Here is a 23859-nt window from a genome sequence, read left to right as displayed (position 1 = left end):
GGTTGCCGTCTGGCTTGACCCCAACACAGACACCCTAGAAGGCTCTTGCTCCGCCTGCTTCGGCCTTCATACCGAGTCAGGCTTTTTTGCCCATGGGAGCGCTCACGATGCTTGATTGGGTTGATGCCGTCATTCATTGCCGCCACCGCCCAATTGTCGGTGGTCGCTTCATCCGTATTGATGAATTTGGCTCTGTTGTGAAAGACGCGCCGACCTTTTCAACTATTCGTGGCTCTCACGATGCCGGTGTTTGTGTTCGTTCCGGTGGGTATTTAGAAAATGGCATGGCTACTCAGCTTTACCTGTCTGGCAACCCAAACAAATTTCTGACCGGTCACAATATTGTTGGTTCGGATGATATTTGCGCCCTGGTAACAGAAACTGTCGCTCGGATATTTGAAAGTGTCGGCGAAACCCTTGATGAAACCGCCCGTGCTCGCCTTCTCGCTGGCCGCTTTGATTTGAAACGGGTAGATATTAACTACATGCTTGAATTGCCCAGCCACAGCGATGTAGAAGCGTTTTTAAAAGCCCTTACTGTTAAATGCCGCTCACGCCATGGCGTCGCTCAAGCGAAAGGCCAGACTGTCTATTTTGGCCTCGGCTCTCGCCGCTGGTTACTTAAGTTCTACAGCAAGTTTTTAGAGATAACATCAGGCCGTAAAGGCCATACGCTGCCAGACGAATTTTTATCAACTCCGTTATTTGATTTCACTACTAATAAAGTTCGCGCCGAATTGCAGATTCGCAAACTGGAATTGTGCCGGTTTTTCAATACAGACAACCCTCAGGGTTTTCATTTAACCGACCCGTATCTGTTGTGGCGTGATTATATGTCGAGGCTCAATATGCAAGGCAATCTCGCACTCCGTCAAGAGGATGAATTTCATCTCCCTGCCAAATTGCAGGCCCCCTATTTGCTGTGGAAACAAGGCAGGCATCTTCGGGATGTTTTTTCTAAAGCCACCTTTTACCGCCACAGAAAAGAATTGCTTGAATACGGTATTGATATTTCGATGCCGTATGAAGGCATTACCCCAGCTTCTAACGTTATCCCGCTGGTACGGGTTCTAGAGGCTAAGCCCGTTGCAATACCCACTAACTTACAAGCCTATTGTTTTTAAGGAGCTTTTATGAATATCGCATCTGGTTATAACTTGGTTGGCAATTTTCTTGGCACCAAGCAAGAGCAGAAAGTTAACACCCAAACCGGCGAGGTAAAAAGCTGGTTTGAAATTGGCGTTCAAGTTCAGGTTTCTGACGGCTTTGGCGGTTTTGCTGAGCGCACTATTACTGTTCGCATTCCTCACAGCAAAGCCAAAGACGGCGTTTCGTATTACGCCCAGTTTTTGCAAAAGCAGGTCGCTGTTCCTGTTTTTATGTCGCCCTGGTCTAACGGTAAAGGTATGACCGTTTTTCTTGCTGACGGTCCTATCACCGTCTTGTCTGCACCCAATAGCAAGGCGGCCTAATCATGTTGGAACTGGAAACCATTTTAGTTATTGGATTTCTGGTTCTTTTGTTTGCCCATGGGTTTAGTGCGGGTCAACAGAGGTAAATCATGGATTACATCTTGAATGATGCTGAGTCTAAATTTGTCGCTGCTTGCGTCCTCGCTTGGCTCTCGGGTTACGGTCTTGGCGTTGTGTATCGCACATTTCGTCAAGCTATCGAAAAGGCAACTCGTTCCTAAGGAGGAATTATGCCGTTCAATAAAGCTCGTTTGGCCTCTGGCCTGAAGAAAGCCGCTGTTGCTGTCGCAGCTGTTGGCATGTCTGTCGGCACCGCTGTAGCCGGTTCGTTGGACTCCGCCACCGTTACCGCCCTTCAGACTTCGGTTACTGAAGACGTTAACACTGCTGGTACTTCTGGTTTTGCGGTGATGACCGTTTCGCTCGGTCTGTCCATCGGTATGGGCCTGCTCAGCAAGTTCATTTCCAAAGGCGCCCGGGGTTAACCCAACAAAAAGGGTGCAGGGCACATTGCCGCAGGCAGTGGGCCCTGTGCCCTTTTCTTATTGGAGGCCTTATTTATGCGTACCTTTCTTTTTTCACTGTTAATTGTCCTGTCTCTTGGCTTTATCGTTGCGCCACGCCCTGCTATTGCCGGTTATGCTGCTGTTACTCAATCTATATTGCCCAACAAAATCGCGCCTACTGGCTTCGGTTATTGCGTTATGTCTCTCGCCCGTGGTTTTGCATCTAATGACCCTGTTGCAGCCGCAAGTGCTTGCGCTACTAAAAGTAATTTACGTGCAGCCCTTAAATATGGCGCTCGTATTATTAAGCATCCTTTTATTCTGGCGCTCGTTGTTGCTGCGGGTTGGTATTTTGGCGATGACGGTGAGATTTATTCTGATGTTTCAAAGCGCCTTTATTATGTTTCGTTTAGAGGTTCTATTCGTCAGCATTTGACTGAATCCGAAGCAAAGGCGTTTATTGATTCTGAGGTTTTAATTTATTCCGAATCAAACGGTTATTCTTCTTTTAATGTAACTTCATATCCTAATTTCTCTGCTGTTACGTCGTCTTTTTATAATTCCTCCGTTTATTTTGACTATGTGAATAGTATTGGTGAAACAGGTTCCACTTCATTGTCTATTACGTTGTTATTGCAAGGCTCGCAATCTTTTTCTGAGCCTGTTTCTGATTCTGATTGGGACGATTTTTTAAATTCCGCTATCGCTGGTGATGTTCCCGGTGTCGCAAAAGAGGACATGTGGCAGGTCTTTACTAATCCTGACGGTTCACCCAATCAAAGCATTATTTCTGCGCCCCAGTACAACCCCGCCACCGTCCCTGAAATGACAGAGGCCCTCAAGTGGTATAACGCTGGCTTGGCGCAATCTACCGACCCTAACGCCGCTTATTACATAGCGCCTGAGGCAATGCCTTTGGTTGCTGCTAATGCTGCCGCTCTTCTTGCTGGTAATCCGTTGCCGTATACCGACTTTTCCGGTCAGCCAGCAACACAGCCTGTTCCTGATGATGCTCCTACCTATAATCCTGGCGTCACTCCTTTTCCTGGCTTAACCCAGGCGCAGTATGAGCAATCAAATAATAAATTCGGTCAGCTTGCCGCTGATGCTGTTCCTGAATTTGACCCGTCTAGCATTACCGACCAGTGGTCGGAATTTGATGATTCTGTTACCAAGATAAAAGAGACTGACCCGCCTTGGTATTCTGATTTTCCGTCTATATCTGATTTGTGGACAATTCAAGGCGGTGTTTGTACCGGTTTTCCTTTGACTGTTTCTGCTGGTGGTATTACTCAAAATATTCAAGTTGACTCGTATTGTCAGCCTTATTCTGATTATTTTGAACCTGCTTTGCGTTGGTTCTTGTATGTGTGTACGGGCCTTTATTTGATTTATATGCTGGTTCGTGCTTTGTCTGGTCAACATGTGAGTAAATAATTATGCTGGCTTTATTTACAAAACTCGGTGGTCTTTTAACGGCATTTTTCACTCTTTTTGCGCAATTTATTGCGCGAAAAGGTGTTCTTTCCGTTCTTTATATCGGCGTTTACATTGCTATTACCGGCACTTTTATTGCTGGCGTGAATGGCATTATTTTGTCTCTGAATCGTTCTTTTCCTGGCAATGTTTATTTTCAGGCTGGCATTCAATTAGTTCCTTCGAATGCCGGTCAATGTATTGGCGCAATTGCTGCCGCTCACCTTCTTTTAATTACCTACAACTTCAAGCAAGTTTTGCTTAAATTGAAAATACTTTCTTAAGGAGGATTTATGGCTGTTTTTGTTGAGGGCACCCGTGGCTCTGGTAAATCAAAACTGGCTGTGGCCGAAATTCAAACAGCCTTAGGTATGGGTAGACGTGTTGCTACGAACCTTAATTTAAATATGGATAAGCTGATGCCTGCTGATAGTCAGGCATCAGTTGTTAGATTGCCTGACAAGCCCCGTGCTTGTGACTTAAAAGACCTTGGCATGGCTTATGAGGGTTTAAATCCTGAAGACCCTAGTACGTATGACGAAAATAAATTCGGCCTTATCGTACTTGATGAGGTTTTGACTTTTTTTAACTCTCGCTCTTGGAATCAACCCGGCCGTCTTGACGTTGTTGAATTTCTTGTTCAATCGCGCAAATACGGCTGGCGTTTGTGGTTAATTGGCCAATCCGTTGATTTTATCGACGGCCAGATGCGTGACACCCTTGTTGATTATCTCTATAGCTGCAAATCATCCAAAAAAATAAAGATTCCCGTTTTGTCTACTATTTGGGGTGTTATTTCTCACGTTATTACTGCTGGTAAAGGTCTCCCTTCTTTTCATTTGTGTAATGTCTATGAGGGCGTTACTAAGAATAAAGTCATGCGCCATGAATGGTTTTTCTTTCGTCGTAATGACTTACACGCTTGTTATCAGACCGCGCAGCAGTTCAAAGAAGACTGGCTTGTTATACCCGGTCATCCTAAGCCTGTTGATATGCGCGCCTCTTATTCGATGCTGCCATCGTCTATTTTGCATAAGTGGTATTCGCCCCAGGAAGCTGCTCCCCAGTCAGAAGAGGCCAACACGAAACCTGAGCCAAAGCCTGTTAATGTTTTTTCTACGATTTCCAAGTTCTTGTTGATTGTCGGTATTGGTGCCGGTGGTTATGTCTACGGTATTCGCCCTCATTCGCAGTCTGTCGCAGTTCAGCAACAGCCCTTAGCTGATGCGCCAAAGCCTGTTGAAGATGGCCCTAAGGAGCTTTCTGGCGTTCATATCAGTTGTGCGATGCGAGAGTTTCGCACTATGGGTGAGAAAACTTATCCTGGCGCCTATGTGAAGGTGTGCTTTCAGAAAGGCGAGGATGTTTTTTATCCGGAGTACGCTGGCTATACCGTCAGGATGGTTTCTGACTGTCTCGCGTTCCTGGAGCATGACGCCGCTGTTTACCGGGTGACGTGCTCACCCGTTCGTCATTACCGGCCCTATGTCGCTCAGATTGAGCCGTCGCCGGCTGTTGCTGATACGCCGTCCACCTGATTTCTCGGTCGAGGTTTTGTTAGCGTTACTGTCGGCGCCGGCGCAACCTGGTTTGTTTTTGTGTTAGCAAATTAAGCGCCGGCCAGCTGGTGCCAGGTTCTTTTTTGTTAGCATAAGCATTGATTTTTCTTTTTTGTTTTGCTAACATTAAAGAGTCCCAGGAAGCGCTGCAGGCAGTTAATTTGTTAGCGTTAATCGTCATCGAGAGAACCAGGTAGAACGAGGATTGTTAGCATGGCAACTCTTTACAAGTGTTATTCAGACCGTAACTCAAAGCTTGTTCATCGTCTTACTGACGAGCAGGCAGAAAAGCGCGCTCGTCGCCATGCCCTGTCTGCTCCTGGTCGATATGCTTATGTCGATTTTGATGACGGTACTTCTTATCGTTTTTGGTTGGCCCACGGTGAAGTTGAGAAGGTGCAATTCTGATGGCTACGTTAATGCTTAGAGATGTTGATGATTTGCTGGTTGAACAGCTTAAGAAGCTTTATGGCGAGGCTACCGCCAGTAAAGCTTTCCTGGCTGCTGGTGCACGCGCTCCCATTCTTCACGAGGAGTGCAACCGCCTTATGGGGGAACTTAAAGAGGCCAGAGAGCTTATTGTGGACTTGGTTCGCTCTAGTCAGGCTCTGGCCCTTTCTGAGGCTCGTCACGCTGAGTCTTTGCAGGCGTTGAAGAAGTTTGTTCACTGGGGGGATGGGGGCAACGCCCCCATGTAAGGGCCTACGGCCCGAAGCGTTGCCTCTTAGGTGGCTCTTAAACGGCCCTGGCGCTACCGTTTTTTTTTGGTTCGGCCTTGGCATACCGCCGCCCTGGTTAGACCGCTCTTAGCCCCGCGAGGGGCTTTTCTTTTCCTGTACGCTTATACAGGCGAAGCCGAAAAGGTGACTGTAACACTGCACCATAGTCTCAAATTGAGACTTTTCTTCTCCTTTGTATGTCTTGCCTTCACCCCAAAAAAAAGCCCCTGTTGGTGTAACAAGGGCTGTGTGTAAACCGGCTTTTTCTGTAACGCCTGCTGTATTTTTTTATACGCTTTTTATGGGCTCCAGGCCGCTGTTTCTGTGGGTTCTAACTTTCCAAAATATCCATTTTAAAATTTAATAAATAAGATTGACTGAATAATATTTGTCCGTAAAAATGTGTGTAATGTAACTATTACACATTTACATAAAGGTGCCTTATGCCTGTTAACCCTCTCGGCCAGCAACTCAGGGCCAATCGCGACAACGTATGGAAAGCGGCGCAGACCCTGGTAGAGGAGGGTAAACAGCCATCGGTGAATAACGTCCGGCAGTGGCTTGGGGGGGGCTCCAACAGCTCTATTAGCCGTTATTTGCAGGAATGGCACGCTTCTTCGCAGGAAGAACGCAGTGTAAGGCTCGCTACACCGTTACACCTTCAGCAGTCTCTGGACGCGCTATTTCAGCAAATGGAAAAGGACAAAGACGCAGCGATCAGTAGCGCTGAAGCCGCAGTTAATGCCCGTATTGCTGCCTTGGAGCAGGAAAAAAGCGACGCGCTGGCCGCCCTTGCCACAGCTCGTGAGGAGCAAGCCAAGCAGCAACAGGCTTTGCAGGCCGGTGCAGAGCGCGAAGCGGCTCTTGGCGAAGAGCTGGCTCAGCAACAAAAGCTGCTCACTGAGAGCCAGCGGCAGTTGGCGCTGGTGCGCCAACAAGTTGGGCAATGGCAGCGCGAGGCCGAGGACAACCGTGCCCAGGTCAATCACCTCTTTCACCAGCAACAGCACTTTCAGGAACGTTGGCAAGCCGAAGCCAGTAAGCGCCAGGAGGCGTTTGAAGAGAGCCGCTGGCAGTGGCAAAACGCCCAGAAAAAGCTCGAAGACGCCCTTCGAGACAGCCAGGAAGACAACCGCAACCTAAGTGGCATGGTGCAATCGTTGCAGCAGCAGGCCAGCGCCTTGCCGGCGCTAAAAGCCGAAGCGGATGACAAGGCCCAGGCACTTGAGCAGGCCTTGGCAGAGATCGCGGCTCTCAATAGCGAGCTTACCCGCAAGAGCGCTGCGCCAGAGCTTGCCGAGGCTCTTGGGCAGCAACAGCAGCAGCTAGATACCCTGTTAGGCGAGGTGGCTTTTTTGACCGAACAGGTACGAAAGCGCCAGCAGCTTAAAAGCGAGCTCGAAGCCCTGAAAACTTCCCTGGGTGGCGCATGAGCCTGCCCGCTCTGCCGGACGATTGGCTGGAGCTGGCAACAGCGCCTGGCACCCGCAGCCAATACAGCGCTGGCCTTAAGCAATTTGTGACTGCCGGCTTTACCCTGCCAGCAAGCCCAAGCCAGCTAAAACGTTATCTTGGGCTAAAAGGGGCACGTCTTTCGGTTAGCACCCTTCGCAGCCATATCAGTGCCATCAAGGCCTGGCATCGGCGCCAAGGGTTTGTTGACCCAGTGAACGACGAAGTGCGCCAAGCCTTTAAGGCCCTTGGCCGTTTACAAAAGGGCACCGACAAGAAAAAGGCCGCCACCCTCAGCCGCGCGCAAATCGACACCCTCTTAAGAAGCTGCGAGAAAGACGGCCTCCTTGGCCTTCGCGATGGGGTGATGATAAGCCTGGGCCTGGCGGCTGCCATGCGGCGCAGCGAGCTTGCCAACCTGCGCTTTGAGGATGTGGAGCGTACCGAGGCTGGCCTTGCTATTCGTATTCGTTTTTCCAAGACCGATCAGCAGGGCCTTGGCAAGGTATTGGTGCTGCCAAAGCTGCCAGCACCCCTTGACCCAGGCCCTTGGCTGCAAAAGTGGCGCGAGCAGAGCGCGCTCTGCTCGGGATTGTTGCTGCGCCGGGTTAATCGCCATGGGGCGGTGATGGGCGAGGGGATGACCACCCACGGTCTTAATCATGCTTTGCAAAAACGGGCCTTAGCATTGGGTTTGGAAGGGGTTAGCTGCCATAGCTTGCGGCGCAGTTTTGCTACTTTGGCGGTACGTAACGGGGTCAGCCTGGTGGATGTGGCGGCGGTGGGGCGTTGGCAGAGCCTGGAAAGCCTGAAAGAATATGTCGATACCACCCCCAAAGAAGCCATAGCCAAAGCCTTTTCATGAAACTGCGGCCCTATCAGCAAGAAGCTGTCCGCGCGACCGTCAATTACTTTAAGAAAAACCGCGAGCCCGCGGTGCTGGTGCTACCCACCGGCGCCGGTAAGAGCCTGGTGATCGCCGAACTTGCCCGCATAGCCAAGGGCAGGGTGCTGATGCTCACCCATGTGGCCGAGCTGGTGGAGCAAAACGCCGCCAAGTACGCGGCGGTGAGAGAAGACGGCTCTATTTTCTCGGCGGGTCTTGGGCAAAAGTGCAGCACGGGGAAAGTGGTATTTGCCTCGATACAATCGGTAGCGCCTAATCTTTCGCAATTTGGCGACGACTTCTCCCTGGTAGTGGTGGATGAATGCCATCGCATAGGCCCCGATGATGAAAGCCAGTACCGCCAGGTGCTGCGCCATTTCGCCTCGGCTTTTGTGCTGGGCCTCACCGCCACACCTTATCGCCTGGACGGTGGCTGGCTGTATCAGTTTCATGCCAGTGGCCAAGTGCGCAGCACCGAGCCTAAGTTGTTCAAATACTGCGTTTATGAGCTGCCTCTTCGCCGCTTGATAAAAGACGGCTTTTTGACCCCGGTGCATAAGGTGCCGGCGCCCGCCATCTGTTACGACTTTTCCCAAGAGGTGGAACATTGGACCGAGGCGGCCCTGGACCGCGCCTTAGCCGGGCAGGGCAAGCTGACCCCGGCTTTGGTGCAACACCTGGTTGAACTCAGTGATAGGCGCCGCGGGGTAATGATCTTCGCCGCCACCCGTAAACATGCCAGAGAGATCCTCGCCTGCCTACCCGAGGGGCAAAGCGCCCTTATTCTTGGCGACACGCCAAACGCCGAGCGCCAGCGGCTGATCGGCGATTTTAAGGCGCAAAAGCTCAAATACCTGGTCAACGTATCGGTGCTGACCACCGGCTTTGACGCCCCTCATGTGGATGTTATTGCCTTGATGCGCCCCACCGAATCGGTGTCGCTTTTCCAGCAGATGGTGGGGCGCGGCCTTCGCTTGTTTGAGGGAAAAGACGATTGCCTGGTGCTTGATTATGCCGGCAGTGATGTCGATATCTTCAGCCCCGAGGTGGGTGAGCCCAAGCCGCCAGGCACAGTACCGGTTTCGGTGCCATGCCCAGTGTGCGACTTTACCAACACCTTCTGGGGCAAGGTGGATGAAGACGGCGACATCATCGAGCACTTTGGCCGCCGCTGCCAGGGCATGACCGGGCCCGAGCAACAATGCGATTTTCGTTTTCGCTTTCGCCTGTGCGGCCAGTGTGGCGGCGAGGCCGATATCGCTGCCCGCCATTGCCCTCATTGCCAATATGCCCTGGTGGATATCGACAAGCAGCTCAGAGAAGCCATGAAGAGCCGCGATAAGCACCTATTCAAGGTGGCCGACTGGCACTGCGCCGTCGCCGATGATGCCCTAAAGCTGACTTACCTTGATCTTGACGGGCAGGACCTAACCGAAAGCCTGAAATGGGGCTCCAAGGCGCTGCGCCGCTTTTTATCCGAGGCAAATCCAGCTCCTGGCGCATTATTTTTGCCGGACGATGCGCGCCTTGGCGGATTTTTGGCAAAGCTTCGGCGGCCGAAGTTTTTGGTACTGGCCAAGCAAAAGGGCTGGCGCGTGAAAGAGCGGGTCTTTGACTACCAGGGCCGTATCAGCCACTACCAAGACCACTAAGCCAGCCCCGCCTTCGCGTTTTTCAAGATGCGCTTGGCCATGGAGGAGGCGGGCCTGTCTGCAAAGGCGCTGCTGCTGAGTCGCTCAACCAATTGGCTTTCAAGCCGGGTAAGCAGTTGAGCTTGCTGGGGATGGCTTTGCAGCGCCATTGATAAGGTTTGGGTGACAATAAATTCCATGACCGCCAGTCTTTCAGCCATATCCACTGCCGAGTAGTTATCCATTTCCTGCATCCTTGGTGTTGCGCTTTTTACTCTTACGCGGTCAACAGCCAACTGGATGCAGGCAACTAAACAGCGGTGGTGAGTTCGTGGATAAGACGGGTGAAGTTCAGTACGCCTTTTTCCACCTCCTCCATGCCTTGGTTGATGTCCAAAATCATATGCTGGCCTTGTCCGGCTTCGGCATTGATCCCTTCCATCTGCTTGCTGATGGTGGTGATGAGCTGGCCATTGTCTGAAACCACCCGGGCTATCTCCTGGGTCGCCTCACCGGTGCGGGTGGCCAGTTTACGCACTTCGTCCGCAACCACCGCAAACCCCCGGCCATGGTCACCGGCACGGGCCGCTTCAATGGCGGCATTGAGGGCCAGCAGGTTGGTCTGCTCGGCGATGGCCCTGATGGTGGAGACGATGTCGCTGATGGACGATGAATGCTGCTCCATGGTGCTGCTGGTGCTGCGAGCTTCCTCAACCTGACAGGTAATGTGCTGGGAGGTCTTTACCGCATCTTCAAGAGCATGCTTGGCATTGGTGGTGATCTGCGACGTTTGCTCCGAAGTAGAGGCCGCCAATTCAGCAGCTTGCTGCAACTGGTTGACCCGCCCGCTGATGTCGGAGGCGAACTTGATTATTTTGTAGACCTTGCCGTCCTCGTTGAACACCGGATTATAGGTAGCCTCCAACCACACCGGGCGGCTGTCGGCGTTCAGCCTCTCAAACTTGCCGCTAAAGTGTTGCCCGGATTGTAGCCGCTGCCAGAAGTCCTTATTGCGCTCGTAAAAATCGGCCTTACAAAACATCCGGTGGTGCTTGCCAAGTACCTCGTCTAGGCGATAACCAAATACCCGTAAGAAGTTGTCGTTGGCGTTCAGTACGTAGCCGTCAGGGGTGAACTCAATCACGGCCTGGGATTTATTCACCGCCTCAAAGATGGCGCACTTTTCCTGAGAAGCTTTGAAGGCTTCGGAAATGTCTGAGGCGATTTTGATGACCTTATAAATGGCGCCGTTGTCGTCTTCAACCGGGAAATAAGTTGCTTCCAACCACAGGGCTGAACCGTCTTTGCGCCGCCGCCTGAAGGTGCCTTGTTGCGGCTTGCCCTGGGCTAAATCCAACCAAAAGGTGTTATATGCCCCAGACGAGGCGTGATCCTTTTCACAGAGCATACGATGATGGTGACCCACCAGCTCTTCGCTACTAAAGCCCGTCACCTTGCAAAACAAGGGGTTAACTTCCTCGATGATGCCGTCAGGGCTGAAGCTGATAAAGCCCACATGTTCCTTGATGGCCGCCAAGTCGTGTTGGTGGTCAGCCACCTGTTGTTGGAGGCTATCAATCTTCTCCAACCACTGCTTCTTATGCTGAAACATGTTCGTCCCTTAATCATTTTTTACATTCCTTTATTAATAGGCGGTCGCTAATACGTTGATAGGCTTGTGCCTAGGCGATTTATCATTGTTACGTGACAGCCATCACGTTATCGGGCGCTAAAGCGGAAGGTTCGCGCAGGCCTGGCTTTCTGACGGAGGTGTTTTTTTCTTCATTATCTGTATCTTATCTTTAGAGAAGAAAAAGCAAGAAAGTCAGGCAGCCAGTGAGCAGGGAGTCAATGTTGATGACCGCCAAACAACACCGCATTTTATTTATCTGCATGGGCAACATTTGCCGCTCGCCCACGGCTGAGGCTGTGGCCAGGACACGTTTCGCCGACCATAAGCTTGACGCAGTTCTGGACTCGGCCGGCACCATTGCCTATCACGCTGGCGAAGAGCCGGATCGCCGTGCGCGCCAGGCCGGGGAGAAAAGGGGATATAGCTTTGCTAACATCCATGCACGTCAGGTTTCCAGCGACGATTTTGTTCACTTCGATCTGCTGCTGGCCATGGACAGGCGCAATCTGGGGGACTTGATGAGCCGTTGCCCGGAGCGCCACAAGCACAAGGTGAAGTTGCTGATGGACTTTGCAACCCAAAGCTTGGTGGATGAGGTACCCGACCCATACTACGGCGGAGCCAAGGGCTTTGAAGAGGTGCTGGATCTGGTGGAAGCCGCGGTCGACGGTTTGATAAAGACGCTGGCGAAGAGCCCGGAGTAACCAAGTCAGCCAACTAAAAGCAGCTATAAAAAAGGCGCCTTTCGGCGCCTTTTCTTTTAGGGTTTTTTAGACCTTGGCCATGGGGCTTGAAGCCCGGCTGGCAGGGCTGTTCAAGCCACCGGCTTTGCCGCTGCTGGCAACCGGCTGGCGATCAAATGGTTGCGGGTTACGCACCACAGGCGCCAGGTCGATTTCGGCAGGGCGAGCCATCGGAGCTTGGGCACGGCCAACTGGCTTGGCAGCTTTGGGCGCTTTAGCTTCGGCTTTGGGCTGGGCTTTCACCGGCTCAGCTTTGGGCGCTTCGGCTTCCAGCACAGGGGCAGCTTCAACAACCGGCGCAGCCGCGGGCTCTTGAGCGGTGGCTTGTACTTCGACTACCGGCTCTGGCACCACTTCTTTTACCGCAGGCTCGGCGATCTGTACGGCCGGCTCAACGGTATCGACAGTATCGACCTTAGGCTCTGCTTGCGTTTGGGCAACAGCCAAGTCCAACTCACCTTGCTCTTCGGTGCTTTCAGCCTGACGGTCAGGGCGCTGGCGACGATGGCCACGCAGGTGACGCGGGCCACGGCGACGCTGACGGTTGTCGCCGTCTTCATTGCTGTAATGAGAAGTTGTGTCTTCACCGGTTTCAACTACGGCAACGTCTTCTTGCTCGGCTTCAACCTTGGGCTGCTGAACTTTGGCGGGCTGCGGCTTGGGCTGCTCGGCAACCTGCGGCGCGGCGTCCACTTCAATGCGGCTTACCTGGGCTTCACCGTCTTTCATGCGCACCGACTGGGTCAGCTGGCGACGCTCGCGGCGAACCTGTGCTGGTCTTTCGTTGACAACTTCTTCCTTGACCTCTTCAACAACGGCTTCAACCTGCTGCTCTTCATGCGCTTTTTGCTGGCGTTTGCTGTTGCGGTCTTCGTCGCTGCGTTGACGGCGTTTGTTGCGCTCTTCCTCGCGGCGGTTGTCGCGGTTCTCAGCAGCCTTGGCATCGCGTTCGCGGTCACGATCCCGGTTATCAGCTTTGGCCACCGGCGCGTTGCGCTCACGGCGCTCGCCACCTTCGCTGCGCTGACGGTTGTTACGGTTGTCGTCGCGGCTGTTGCGGTTATTGCCACGGCCTTTTTGCTGGCGACGGGCGTCAACACCTTTGCGGTTGTGTTGTTGGCGCTTGTTGTCTTTGGCTTCAGGCTGCTGCACTTCGGCTTCGCTGGAACCAAACAGCGCCTTGATAATGCGGCTGATAAGGCCCGGTTTGGCTTCGGCTTTAGCTGCTACCGGCTTAGCCTGAACCGGCTTGGCAGCAGGTGCGGTCGGAGCCGGAGCGGCAGGGGCTTGCAGGCCTTTGAGCACCGGTTCATCACGCTTGTGCTTGGCAGCGACTGGTGGCACGTAAACGGCCTTTTGCTGCTCGGGTGCTTTGGCCAGGTCGTAAGACGCATCTTCGATTTCGTCGTCTTCGCGGTGACGGAGCACCTCAAAATGCGGCGTTTCCAAGTGCGTGTTTGGCACAATAAAGACGCGCACATCGTGGCGCTGCTCGATAAAGCGAATAGCGCCCCGTTTTTCGTTCAGCAGATAAGCGGCAACGCTCACCGGAACCTGCGCTTCTACCTGAGCGGTGTTGTCTTTAAGAGACTCTTCTTCGATCAAGCGAAGAATGGACAGCGCCAGGGATTCGGTAGAGCGAACATAGCCGGTACCGGTACAACGGGGGCAAATGTGGTTGGACGCATCGCCCAGAGACGGGCGCAGGCGCTGGCGAGACATTTCCATCAAGCCAAAGCGGCTGATGCGGCCAAGCTGTACGCGGGCGCGGTCGGCACGGACAGCTTCGCCCAGGCGGTTCTCCACTTCCCGTTGGTGGCGGGCCGGGGTCATGTCGATAAAGTCAATGACCACCAGGCCGCCAAGGTCACGCAGGCGCAGCTGACGGGCAATTTCGTCGGCCGCTTCCAGGTTGGTGTTGAGCGCGGTTTCTTCGATATCGCCGCCCTTGGTGGCGCGGGCCGAGTTGATATCGATGGCGGTCAGGGCTTCGGTGGAGTCGATAACGATGGAGCCACCAGAAGGCAGCCGCACTTCGCGCTGAAAAGCGGACTCGATTTGCGACTCAATCTGGTAGTAGTTGAACAGCGGGATCTCGCCTTTGTATTGCTTGACCCGGTTCAAGAAATCCGGACGCATGGTCTGGATGTGATTTTTAACCTGTTCGAATACACGGCTGTGGTCGATAACAATTTCGCCCACGTCACGGCGCAGGTAATCGCGGATCGCCCGAACGATAACGTTGGATTCCTGGTGGATAAGGAAGGGGGCAGGGCGGCTGTTGGCCGCTTCCTGAACTGCCTGCCAGTGGTGCAGCAGTACGTCCAAGTCCCACTTGAGCTCCTCGGCAGATTTACCGACACCGGCGGTGCGGACAATCAGGCCCATGCCTTCCGGCACTTCCAAGCCAGACATGGCTTCTTTGAGCTCGGTACGCTCGTCACCCTCGATACGGCGGGAAATGCCACCGGCGCGGGGGTTATTGGGCATCAATACCAAGTAAGAACCGGCAAGACTCAGGAAGGTGGTAAGGGCGGCGCCCTTGTTGCCACGCTCTTCCTTGTCGATTTGGACAATGACTTCCTGGCCTTCTTTCAACACATCTTTGATGTTGGGACGGCCGGAAACCTTGGCGCCTTCGACAAAGTATTCGCGGGCAATTTCTTTTAAGGGGAGGAAACCGTGGCGTTCAGCACCGTAATCGACAAAAGCCGCTTCCAGACTGGGTTCTACGCGAGTGATTTTACCTTTGTAAATATTGGCTTTTTTCTGTTCGTGACCAGGGTGTTCAATATCCAGATCGTATAGTTTCTGGCCGTCCACCAAAGCCACCCGCAACTCTTCAGCCTGAGTTGCGTTGATTAGCATTCTTTTCATAGTGACTCATTACCTTGTAATGGCCACAGCACTCACATTGACGGAGTGCGCATCCTCTGGGCCTGGCCCCGTGCAGGTATTACAGGCAGCCTCACGGCTGGTTGGAGGTTGGGGCGCTCTCGGCGTTTCCACTTGTTATTCGTTTGAACGATGTCTGGTGAAGGGACAACGGTTTTGTCCAAAGGCTTTTCACCAAAAAGGCATCCAGTCGTTTTGCAAGTCCAGTGACGCGCACGCAATCGGCGCGAAGCTGTGCCTTTTTCCATATCAGGGCCCGGTGTTGGTTACCGCGCCCTGTAAATTCATCTGGCCTGACTCATCTTAGTCGATGCAGGCTTACCTATTATCCCATTGGATCAGTTATTTCGGCAAGCATACTGCGGCCATTTTCCCTGTGGTAGAATGCTCGCCCTATGAGCACAGCCAACAACACCGCCACAGTGCAGTATGTGGCCGTTGAGCCGGACTTGGCCGGTCAACGCATTGATAACTTCTTACGGACCTTCCTCAAGGGAGTGCCGAAGAGCCTCATTTACCGTGTTTTACGTAAGGGCGAGGTCCGGGTCAACAAAAAGCGCGTCAAGCCTGATTATAAGTTGCAGGCGGGCGACGAAGTGCGCATTCCGCCGCTGCGGGTGGCCGAAGAAAAAGCGCTGCCCAACGCCAATTTAAGCCAGGTGTCGCGCCTTAACGATTGTGTGCTCTATGAAGACGACTACCTGATGGTGGTCAACAAACCGGCCGGTTTGGCGGTGCACGGTGGCTCCGGGTTGTCCTTTGGCCTTATCGAAGGGCTGCGGGCGCTGCGCCCCGACGCGCGGTTTTTGGAGCTGGTGCATCGTCTGGACCGCGACACCTCCGGCTGTATTTTGATTGCCAAAAAGCGCTCGGCGCTTCGCGGCCTGCACGAAGCTCTTCGCGAAAAGACCATGCAAAAGGATTACCTGTGCCTGGTGCGTGGCGACTGGCCGGGTAATAAAAAGGTCATTCGGGCACCGCTTTTGAAAAACACCCTGCAGTCCGGTGAGCGGGTAGTACGAGTAGATACCGAGGGTAAGGCTTCTGAAACCCGCTTCAAGGTTGAGCGCCGTTTTGGCGGCCTGGCAACCTTGGTTAACGCTTTCCCTGTTACTGGCCGTACCCACCAAATCCGGGTGCACACCCTACATGCCGGGCACCCAATCGCCGGTGATGACAAGTACGGTGACAAGGACTTTGATGCTCGTTTGAAAGACGCTGGCTTGGCGCGTTTGATGCTGCACGCCTGGCACCTTTCCTTTACTCACCCCAATACGGGCGACGCCGTGTCGGTCACCGCCAAACCGGATGGCAGCTTTGCCGCCTTGCTTGCGCAGTTGGAGAAGGGCCAATGAAGGACATCGCGCTGGTGGTATTTGACTGGGACGGCACCTTGATGGACTCGGTGGGGCGTATTGTCTCGAGCATGCAAGCAACCGCCAGGGCGCTTGCTATGCCTGAGCCCAGTGAAGAAGCGGTGCGCAATATCATTGGGCTTAGCCTTCGCCCGGCGCTGGACCAGCTCTTTCCCAACCTCGATGAGAAAGGCCGCGAGCAGCTGCTCGCGGTGTACCGTGACCAGTATGTGGACCTTGACCCAACCCCAACGCCGCTTTTCCCCGGGGTTGAAGCCATGCTGGATGAGCTTCGCGCCTCAGGCAAGACCCTGGCGGTGGCAACCGGCAAAGCCAGGGCAGGGCTGGAGCGAGTCTTTGCCCAAACCGGCCTTGAGGTGCATTTTATTACCAGCCGCACCGCCGATGATGCCCAGTCTAAACCGCACCCTGACATGCTTGAGCAGATCTTGTCGCAAACCGGAATAAGCCCATCGCGGGCGTTGATGATTGGCGACTCGGTGCTGGACATTACCATGGCCAAGGCGGCTGGCATGTGGGCCGCTGGCGTGACCTTTGGGGTGCACGGCGCCGAGAAACTGCGCGCCGCCGGTGCAGACCTACTTATCAATGACTGGCGCGATTGGTCTTTGGCTTAATCGAGAGGCCCGGCGCCTTCGTTTTCCAGCATCCGGGTCAGTGCAATTAAAGGCAGCCCGATAAGGGTATTGGGGTCGCGGCCATTAAGGCGCTCAAAAAGGGCAATGCCCAAACCTTCACATTTAAAAGAACCGGCGCACCAAAACGGCTGCTCTTTATCAACATAGTTTTCAATTTGGTGCTGGCTTAACGAGCGAAAAGTCACTTCAAAGGGTTCCACCAGCGACTGGCACCTGCCGGTTTCACTGTTAAAAAGCGCAAGGCCGGTATAAAAGGTCACGGTTTTCCCAGAGGCTGCCGTCAGTTGGGCAATGGCATTTTCCCGGTTAAGGGGTTTGCCGCAGATGGTGCCGTCTACCACACATAGTTGGTCTGAGCCGATAACCAGCGCCGGCCCAACGGTTATCTCAGCCGCTTTTTTTGCTTTTTCAACAGCTAAGCGTTCAACCAAAGCCGTTATCGACTCCCCCTCCAAGGGGCTTTCATCGATGTCAGGGCTGACACAATCGAACGCGATTGCCAGTTTTTTCAGCAACTGCTGACGAAATACTGAGCTTGAGCCCAAAATCACCTTCATAAACTACCTATTTTTCTTCACTTGCCTGGGCATTTTCCCGTAAAATGCGCGGGCAAAACAGGGCAGTCTCACTGCTTTGTTAATTTCTCGGGCCCGTAAGGGCCTGTTGGCTTTTTTGACAGGGACTTAGGTCCCGAGTAAGATGCGCGCCTTATGCGAAAAGTTAAGCTGCCCTTAACTCTCGATCCGGTGAAAGCCGCCCAACGTCGTGATGATTACGACGGTATGGTGCCGTTCACCGAATTGACGCGTTTAATGGAATTGTCACTGACCCGGCAGGGTGAAGTGGACATTCAGCTACATTGTGGTGTTGACCCCCAGGGGCTGGTCTTTACCGAAGGTAAAGCCGCCGTGGAGCTTGAGCTGGAGTGCCAGCGTTGCAATGAGCCGATGTCCTTCCTCGCAGAGGTAAGCTTCGCCTACACGCCTGTTTTTGCCAAAACCGTAATAGAAGAGCTCCCGGAAGCTTATGAGCCTGTCGAACTCGACGAAAATGGCGAGATGGACTTGCGAAAACTTATCGAAGACGAGTTGATCCTGGCACTGCCCTTGGTCGCAATGCATGCTGAAGACCAGTGTGCAGTGTCTTCGTCAGAGATGAGTTTTGGCAAAATCGAGCCTGCTGATGAGCGTCCGAACCCCTTCGCTGTTCTTGAACAGTTGAAGAAGAAGTGATCACGATTTAAGGAGACTAGTCAATGGCCGTTCAACAGAACAAAAAGTCCCGGGCCCGCCGCGATATGCGTCGTTCACACGACGCACTGACCGCAGCTACCCTGTCTGTGGACAAAACCTCCGGTGAAACCCATCGCCGTCACCACGTGACTGCCGACGGTTTTTACCGTGGCAAGAAAGTTATCGGTTAATCCCCGGTAACTGACTTGCAAGCGTTTACCATAGCGGTAGATGCCATGGGCGGGGACCTAGGCCCCGCCGTAACAGTGCCCGCCATAGCGCGGGCACTGCTGCTTTACCCCTCTTTATCGGTCCGCCTTTTTGTCTGCGGCGATATCAGCAGTGACATCAAATCCGCCGGTCTTGAAAACCACCCGCGCCTGACGCTGGTGTCGGCTGCCTGTACCGTCGGCATGGACGAACGTCCGTCCAGTGCGCTTCGTACCAAACGTGACTCGACCATGGGCGAAGCCATCAAAGACGTGGCCGATGGCCAGTCCCAGGCCTGCGTCAGTGCCGGTAATACCGGGGCGCTGATGGCCCTTTCTCGGCATTTTCTTAAGACCCTGCCCGGTATTGACCGGCCCGCTATTGTCTCTGCCATGCCGGCAGTGAACGGTAAGCGCGTTTATATGCTGGATTTGGGGGCTAACGTCGCCTGCGACTCCGAGACCCTCTATCAATTTGCCGTGATGGGCTCAGCCATGGCCCGTACCGTTGAAGGTATTGGCTCGCCAAGGGTGGCACTGCTTAATATCGGCGAGGAAGAGGTAAAGGGGAACGACCAGGTTCGCCACGCCGCCAACCTGCTGCAAGATGCCCCCAGCATCAATTACATCGGCTATCTCGAAGGCCATGACATCTTCACCAACAAAGCTGATGTGATTGTCTGCGACGGCTTTGTTGGCAACGTCACCCTCAAAACCTGTGAAGGCATCGCCCAGTTTTTCCTGGCTCAGCTCAAGGAGAGCTTCGGGCAGAGCCTCTGGGGCCGGGTGCTTGGCTGGCTGATCCGGCCTTTTGTAAGAACGGTTTACGCCAGGGTGAACCCCGACCAGTACAACGGGGCCAGTCTGGTAGGATTGCGCGGTATTGTCGTGAAGAGCCACGGGAATGCCGGCATTGATGCTTTCTTTAATGCCATCGAGCAGGCACTGCACAGTGCAGAGCGCCATTTGCCAGACGGCATCGAAAGCAGCATCGGCACCGTTTTATTGGACAAGCACTGAGCCTTACATGCATTCAAAAATTCTGGGTACAGGCAGCTATCTGCCTGGGAAGGTGCGTACCAACGCCGATTTGGAAGCGATGGTCGAAACCAGCGATCAGTGGATCGTTGAGCGCACCGGGATCAGCGAGCGCCGTGTCGCCGCTGAAGACGAAACCGTAGTCACCCTGGCTGTCCCTGCCGCCAAAGCCGCTATCGAAGCCGCCGGCATCGAAGCAGACGACATCGACCTCATCATCTTTGCCACTACCACGGCGCCGCATTCTTTCCCTTCTGCCGCCTGTTGGCTGCAAGCCGAACTGGGTATTCCCGGTATCGGCGCCTTTGACGTGGGCGCTGCCTGCGCGGGCTTTACCTATGCGCTGACGGTAGCAGACCAATTCATTCGCGCAGGCTCTGCCAAGAAGGTACTGGTGGTAGGCGCCGACGTGCTCACCAAAGTCTGCAACCCTGAAGACCGCTCCACCATCATTCTCTTTGGCGATGGCGCCGGGGCCGTGGTGCTGGGTGCCAGTGAAGAGCCCGGCATTCTTGGCAGCTGCATCCATGCCGATGGCCATTATGGCGATTTGTTGTGCGCGCCGCTGCCAAGCCGCGTCAAACACGAAGCCGATGCCTGGCTGCAAATGAAGGGCAACGAAGTGTTCAAGGTGGCGGTCACCAAGCTGGCCAGCGTGGTAACCGAAATTCTCGACAGCAATGGCCTTGAGAAAGAAGCCATCGACTGGCTGGTTCCCCACCAGGCCAACTTGCGGATCATCACCGCCACCGCTAAAAAACTCAGCATGGGCATGGACCGTGTCGTGGTTAACCTCGACAAATACGGTAATACCTCTGCTGCCTCCGTGCCGGTCGCCTTGGACGAGGCGGTGCGGGACGGCCGTATTCAGCGTGGCCAACTCCTGCTGCTGGAAGCCTTCGGCGCCGGCTTTGCATGGGGTGCGGCCCTGGTTCGTTATTAATAAGGCCATATAAAATGCAACAAACCGCCTTTATCTTCCCGGGGCAGGGTTCCCAGAGCGTCGGCATGTTGGCCGAGCTGGCACAAACCCACCCCGTGGTGCTGGAAACCTTTAACGAAGCATCACAAGTGCTGGGCTACGATCTGTGGGCCCTGGTGCAAAATGGCCCTGAGGCCGACCTGAACGCCACCGAGCGTACGCAACCGGCTTTGCTGGCTGCGTCAGTCGCCACCTATCGCGCCTACCTGGCCCTAGGCGGCAAGGCGCCGGCGATGCTGGCTGGCCATAGCCTCGGTGAATATTCGGCGCTGGTCTGCGCCGGTAGTTTGGCATTTAAAGATGCTATTGCCCTGGTGGAAGCCCGCGGGCAGTTTATGCAAAGCGCGGTGCCCGCCGGCAGCGGCGCCATGGCTGCCATTATCGGCCTGGACGATGCCGCTGTGGTTGAAGGCTGTAAAGAGGCCGCCCAAGGCGACGTGGTCGAAGCGGTTAACTTCAACAGCCCCGGTCAAGTGGTAATAGCAGGTAGCAAAGCGGCGGTGGACCGCGCCTGTGAAGTACTCAAAGCCAAAGGTGCCAAACGAGCGCTGTCGCTTAGCGTATCAGTGCCAAGCCACTGCGCGCTGATGAAGCCTGCGGCCGAGCAACTGGCCGAGCGTTTGGCGGCCCTTGAGGTTAAAGCGCCAGAGATCAGCGTCATTAATAACGTGGACGTTGCCAGCGAGACCTCGCCCGAGGCCATCAAAGCCGCGCTGGTGCGCCAACTTTACAGCCCGGTACGCTGGACCGAATCGGTTGAAGCCATGGCTAAGGCCGGTATCAGCGAGCTGTTCGAGTGCGGCCCCGGCAAAGTGCTGTGTGGTCTTGTAAAACGGATTGATAAAGGCCTGAACGCCAGCGCGCTTCACTCAAGTGAAGAGCTGCAGGCCGCGGTTAAGTGAGGAAAACATGTCTGACTTTTTGTCATTGACTGGCAAAGTGGCCCTGGTTACCGGTGCCAGCCGCGGTATTGGCCGCGCCATTGCCGAGCGTCTGAGTGCCCAAGGCGCTACCGTATTCGGTACTGCTACATCCGACAGCGGCGCCCAGGCCATCAGTGATTACCTGGGTGAAGGCCGTGGCCTCAACCTCAATGTCACCAGCAGCGACAGCATCGAAGCAACCTTGGCCACCATCAAGGAGCGGGCAGGGGATGTGGATATTCTGGTTAACAATGCCGGTATCACTCGCGACAACCTGTTGATGCGTATGAAAGATGAAGAATGGGATATGGTCATCGACACCAACCTCAAATCCCTTTATCGTCTTTCCAAGGCCGTGTTGCGGCCCATGATGAAAAAACGGACCGGCCGGATCATTTCCGTCGGCTCTGTGGTCGGCACCATGGGCAACCAGGGACAGGTAAACTACGCTGCTGCCAAAGCAGGTCTGTTGGGTTTCACCAAATCCCTCGCTCGTGAGCTGGCCTCACGCAATATCACCGTTAATGCAGTGGCTCCCGGTTTTATCGACACCGATATGACCCGTGAGCTCACTGAGGAACAAAAAGCGGCGATCTTCGGTCAAGTACCCCTTGACCGGTTGGGAAGTCCCGCAGAAATTGCCAGTGCCGTTGCCTTTCTTGCTTCCAATGAAGCGGGCTACATCACTGGAGAAACCTTGCACGTCAATGGCGGCATGGTGATGGCGTAAGTGATGGGAAATTGCGCGAATTGCGTCGAACACCGGTATTAATCCGTGGTTTGACCAGCAACTTCGCGGAATTCCTTTCCCTTGCAAAGATTTGGGGATCGAATACACTAGCCCCCATTCGCTATTCACAGCGTACTGCTAAGGAAATAACAAGCTATGAGCACTATCGAAGAACGCGTTAAGAAAATCATCGTCGAGCAACTGGGCGTTAAAGAAGAAGAAGTCAAAAACGAAGCTTCTTTCGTTGACGACCTCGGCGCTGACTCTCTGGACACCGTTGAGCTGGTGATGGCGCTGGAAGAAGAGTTCGACACCGAGATCCCGGACGAAGAAGCCGAGAAGATCACCACCGTGCAAGCGGCTATCGACTACGTTACCGCTCACCAAGGCTAATCTTCCAACAGGCGGCCATCAGGCCGCCTGTTTCCTGTCTAGACCCTCGTAATTATTCCTTTCGGAGGCTAACGCCGTGACCAAGCGTCGTGTCGTTGTAACCGGTATGGGCATGCTGTCGCCGGTGGGCAACAGCGTAAACGCATCCTGGCAAGCCCTTCTGGCAGGGCAGAGTGGCATCGATACCATCTCCTGCTTTGATACCAGTGCCTTTACCACCCGTTTCGCCGGTAACGTTAAAAACTTTGACGTCACCGAATATATGTCCAGCAAAGACGCCAAGAAGATGGATCTTTTTATCCAGTACGGCGTTGCTGCAGGCATTCAGGCCCTCAAAGACAGTGGCATCGAACTGGATAAGACCGATCTGACCCGCTTTGGCGTCGCTGTCGGCTCCGGCATCGGTGGCCTGGGCCTGATTGAAAAAAACCACGAATCGTTGCTGGCCAGCGGCCCGCGTAAGATGTCGCCCTTTTTTGTGCCCAGCACCATCATCAACATGGTGGCCGGACACCTGTCTATCATGCACGGTTTGCGTGGCCCCAATATCGCCATCACCACCGCCTGTACTACCGGTGTTCATAACATCGGCCATGCAGCACGGATGATCGCCTACGGCGATGCCGACATCATGTTGGCCGGTGGCGCCGAGATGGCTTGCACGCCGCTGGGTATGGGCGGCTTTGGCGCCGCGCGCGCCCTGTCTACCCGCAATGACGACCCCCAAGCGGCCAGCCGCCCTTGGGACAAAGACCGTGACGGCTTCGTGCTGGGTGATGGCGCCGGCGTCATGGTGCTGGAAGACTATGAGCACGCCAAGGCCCGCGGCGCTCGCATCTACGCGGAATTCACCGGCTTTGGTATGAGCGGCGACGCCTACCATATGACCTCACCGCCGGACGACGGTGCTGGTGCGGCTCTGGCCATGGTCAACGCCCTTAGAGATGCCCGGCTTAACCCAAGCCAGGTGGGCTACGTTAATGCCCACGGCACCTCCACCCCGGCCGGCGATATTGCCGAAAGCAACGCGGTCAAAGCGGTATTTGGCGACCACGCCTACAAGATGATGGTGAGTTCCACCAAATCCATGACCGGGCACCTGCTGGGAGCGGCCGGCGCCATTGAAGCCATCATCTCGGTGATGAGCATCTATGACAACGCCATCGCGCCCACCATCAACCTGGACAACCTCGCTGAAGGCTGCGACCTGGACTACGTGCCGCACCAGGCGCGCCAGGCCAAGGTCGACCATGTGCTGTGTAACTCCTTTGGCTTTGGCGGTACCAACGGCTCCTTGTTGTTCAGCCGCGTCTAAAAGGGTGTAACTTGGCAAAAACGCCTGATAACCTTACGGCTTATCAGGCGT

At 54.3% G+C, this 23859-nt stretch carries 26 protein-coding genes; 22 read left to right on the top strand and 4 right to left on the bottom strand.

The genetic code is table 11. The annotated features are described in order from the left end of the window. The first annotated feature begins 107 nt into the window (after positions 1–107). The 11 genes from EDC28_RS09140 to radD all read left to right on the top strand — a co-directional run bounded on the left by EDC28_RS09140 (position 108) and on the right by radD (position 9722). Entirely contained in the window at positions 108–1124 is a 1017-nt protein-coding gene (locus EDC28_RS09140) for a phage/plasmid replication protein, II/X family (protein WP_170164072.1), read from the top strand. A 9-nt stretch (positions 1125–1133) separates the two neighbouring features. Beyond that, the gene (locus EDC28_RS09135) at positions 1134–1472 is read left to right on the top strand and encodes a DNA-binding protein (protein ID WP_123421395.1); all 339 of its coding nucleotides are present in this window, start codon (positions 1134–1136) and stop codon (positions 1470–1472) included. Positions 1473–1702: 230 nt separating this feature from the next. Further along, a complete protein-coding gene (locus EDC28_RS09130; protein WP_123421394.1) occupies positions 1703–1957 on the top strand; it encodes a hypothetical protein in 255 nt (84 codons plus the stop codon). A 75-nt stretch (positions 1958–2032) separates the two neighbouring features. Further along, positions 2033–3415 (top strand): hypothetical protein, encoded by a 1383-nt coding sequence (locus EDC28_RS19990; protein WP_148049829.1) that lies wholly within the window; start codon positions 2033–2035, stop codon positions 3413–3415. 2 nt (positions 3416–3417) lie between these two features. Then, positions 3418–3738, top strand: coding sequence for a DUF5455 family protein (locus EDC28_RS19985; protein WP_148049828.1), 321 nt, complete (start codon positions 3418–3420; stop codon positions 3736–3738). A gap of 9 nt (positions 3739–3747) precedes the next feature. After that, complete coding sequence (locus EDC28_RS09120; protein WP_123421392.1) at positions 3748–4992, top strand: zonular occludens toxin domain-containing protein; 1245 nt, start codon at positions 3748–3750, stop codon at positions 4990–4992. A gap of 234 nt (positions 4993–5226) precedes the next feature. Then, a complete protein-coding gene (locus EDC28_RS19980; RefSeq protein ID WP_148049827.1) occupies positions 5227–5421 on the top strand; it encodes a hypothetical protein in 195 nt (64 codons plus the stop codon). Next, positions 5421–5711 (top strand): hypothetical protein, encoded by a 291-nt coding sequence (locus EDC28_RS09115; RefSeq protein WP_123421391.1) that lies wholly within the window; start codon positions 5421–5423, stop codon positions 5709–5711. The genes EDC28_RS19980 and EDC28_RS09115 overlap by 1 nt, the downstream gene beginning before the upstream one ends. A 464-nt stretch (positions 5712–6175) precedes the next feature. Beyond that, a complete protein-coding gene (locus tag EDC28_RS09110; RefSeq protein WP_123421390.1) occupies positions 6176–7165 on the top strand; it encodes a DNA-binding protein in 990 nt (329 codons plus the stop codon). Then, positions 7162–8049 (top strand): tyrosine-type recombinase/integrase, encoded by an 888-nt coding sequence (locus EDC28_RS09105; protein ID WP_123421389.1) that lies wholly within the window; start codon positions 7162–7164, stop codon positions 8047–8049. Before EDC28_RS09110 ends, EDC28_RS09105 begins: the two co-directional genes overlap by 4 nt. After that, positions 8046–9722 carry a DNA repair helicase RadD gene (radD, locus tag EDC28_RS09100; protein WP_123421388.1) on the top strand — a complete coding sequence of 559 codons (1677 nt, stop codon included), beginning with the start codon at positions 8046–8048 and terminating at the stop codon, positions 9720–9722. The genes EDC28_RS09105 and radD overlap by 4 nt, the downstream gene beginning before the upstream one ends. Here radD and EDC28_RS09095 read toward each other — a convergent pair. Further along, a complete protein-coding gene (locus EDC28_RS09095) occupies positions 9719–9946 on the bottom strand; it encodes a hypothetical protein (protein ID WP_050658232.1) in 228 nt (75 codons plus the stop codon). The genes radD and EDC28_RS09095 overlap by 4 nt on opposite strands. A gap of 65 nt (positions 9947–10011) precedes the next feature. Then, the gene (locus EDC28_RS20410) at positions 10012–11313 is read right to left on the bottom strand and encodes a methyl-accepting chemotaxis protein (protein ID WP_123421387.1); all 1302 of its coding nucleotides are present in this window, start codon (positions 11311–11313) and stop codon (positions 10012–10014) included. 245 nt (positions 11314–11558) lie between these two features. On the opposite strand from EDC28_RS20410, the gene EDC28_RS09085 reads away from it, so the two are divergent. Beyond that, positions 11559–12038 carry a low molecular weight protein-tyrosine-phosphatase gene (locus tag EDC28_RS09085; RefSeq protein ID WP_123421486.1) on the top strand — a complete coding sequence of 160 codons (480 nt, stop codon included), beginning with the start codon at positions 11559–11561 and terminating at the stop codon, positions 12036–12038. 66 nt (positions 12039–12104) lie between these two features. On the opposite strand, the gene rne is transcribed toward EDC28_RS09085, so the two are convergent. Further along, complete coding sequence (gene rne, locus EDC28_RS09080; RefSeq protein ID WP_123421386.1) at positions 12105–14954, bottom strand: ribonuclease E; 2850 nt, start codon at positions 14952–14954, stop codon at positions 12105–12107. Positions 14955–15367: 413 nt separating this feature from the next. On the opposite strand from rne, the gene rluC reads away from it, so the two are divergent. Together rluC and EDC28_RS09070 are read left to right on the top strand one after the other, a co-directional pair. Continuing rightward, the gene (gene rluC, locus EDC28_RS09075; protein ID WP_123421385.1) at positions 15368–16327 is read left to right on the top strand and encodes a 23S rRNA pseudouridine(955/2504/2580) synthase RluC; all 960 of its coding nucleotides are present in this window, start codon (positions 15368–15370) and stop codon (positions 16325–16327) included. Further along, positions 16324–16965, top strand: coding sequence for an HAD family hydrolase (locus EDC28_RS09070; RefSeq protein WP_123421384.1), 642 nt, complete (start codon positions 16324–16326; stop codon positions 16963–16965). Before rluC ends, EDC28_RS09070 begins: the two co-directional genes overlap by 4 nt. Here the strand turns inward: EDC28_RS09070 and EDC28_RS09065 are convergent. Further along, positions 16962–17543 carry a Maf family protein gene (locus EDC28_RS09065; protein ID WP_050658226.1) on the bottom strand — a complete coding sequence of 194 codons (582 nt, stop codon included), beginning with the start codon at positions 17541–17543 and terminating at the stop codon, positions 16962–16964. The two genes, EDC28_RS09070 and EDC28_RS09065, sit on opposite strands and share 4 nt — an antisense overlap. Before the next feature lie 153 nt (positions 17544–17696). Here EDC28_RS09065 and yceD point away from each other — a divergent pair, with 153 nt between their 5' ends. The 8 genes from yceD (at position 17697) to fabF (ending at position 23808) form a co-directional block, all read left to right on the top strand. Next, positions 17697–18218, top strand: a complete 522-nt coding sequence (gene yceD, locus EDC28_RS09060; protein ID WP_050658225.1) for a 23S rRNA accumulation protein YceD — start codon at positions 17697–17699, stop codon at positions 18216–18218. 23 nt (positions 18219–18241) lie between these two features. Next, positions 18242–18409, top strand: coding sequence for a 50S ribosomal protein L32 (rpmF, locus tag EDC28_RS09055; protein ID WP_050658224.1), 168 nt, complete (start codon positions 18242–18244; stop codon positions 18407–18409). 15 nt (positions 18410–18424) lie between these two features. Further along, a complete protein-coding gene (plsX, locus tag EDC28_RS09050) occupies positions 18425–19447 on the top strand; it encodes a phosphate acyltransferase PlsX (RefSeq protein WP_123421383.1) in 1023 nt (340 codons plus the stop codon). 7 nt (positions 19448–19454) lie between these two features. Beyond that, positions 19455–20408 carry a beta-ketoacyl-ACP synthase III gene (locus EDC28_RS09045; protein ID WP_123421382.1) on the top strand — a complete coding sequence of 318 codons (954 nt, stop codon included), beginning with the start codon at positions 19455–19457 and terminating at the stop codon, positions 20406–20408. Between the two features lie 14 nt (positions 20409–20422). After that, positions 20423–21349 (top strand): ACP S-malonyltransferase, encoded by a 927-nt coding sequence (gene fabD, locus EDC28_RS09040; RefSeq protein ID WP_123421381.1) that lies wholly within the window; start codon positions 20423–20425, stop codon positions 21347–21349. 19 nt (positions 21350–21368) lie between these two features. Continuing rightward, complete coding sequence (fabG, locus tag EDC28_RS09035) at positions 21369–22100, top strand: 3-oxoacyl-ACP reductase FabG (RefSeq protein WP_123421485.1); 732 nt, start codon at positions 21369–21371, stop codon at positions 22098–22100. Positions 22101–22256: 156 nt separating this feature from the next. Next, positions 22257–22493: an acyl carrier protein gene (gene acpP / locus EDC28_RS09030; protein ID WP_050658220.1), complete on the top strand. Its 237-nt coding sequence runs from the start codon at positions 22257–22259 to the stop codon at positions 22491–22493. Positions 22494–22569: 76 nt separating this feature from the next. Then, positions 22570–23808 (top strand): beta-ketoacyl-ACP synthase II, encoded by a 1239-nt coding sequence (gene fabF / locus EDC28_RS09025; protein ID WP_123421380.1) that lies wholly within the window; start codon positions 22570–22572, stop codon positions 23806–23808. Positions 23809–23859: the final 51 nt, after the last annotated feature.

Origin of the sequence: Gallaecimonas pentaromativorans (assembly GCF_003751625.1) — a bacterium.
Taxonomy (GTDB): domain Bacteria; phylum Pseudomonadota; class Gammaproteobacteria; order Enterobacterales; family Gallaecimonadaceae; genus Gallaecimonas; species Gallaecimonas pentaromativorans.
Note: the sequence above shows the minus strand (reverse complement) of the source record. Positions and strands in the feature narration are given on the sequence as shown.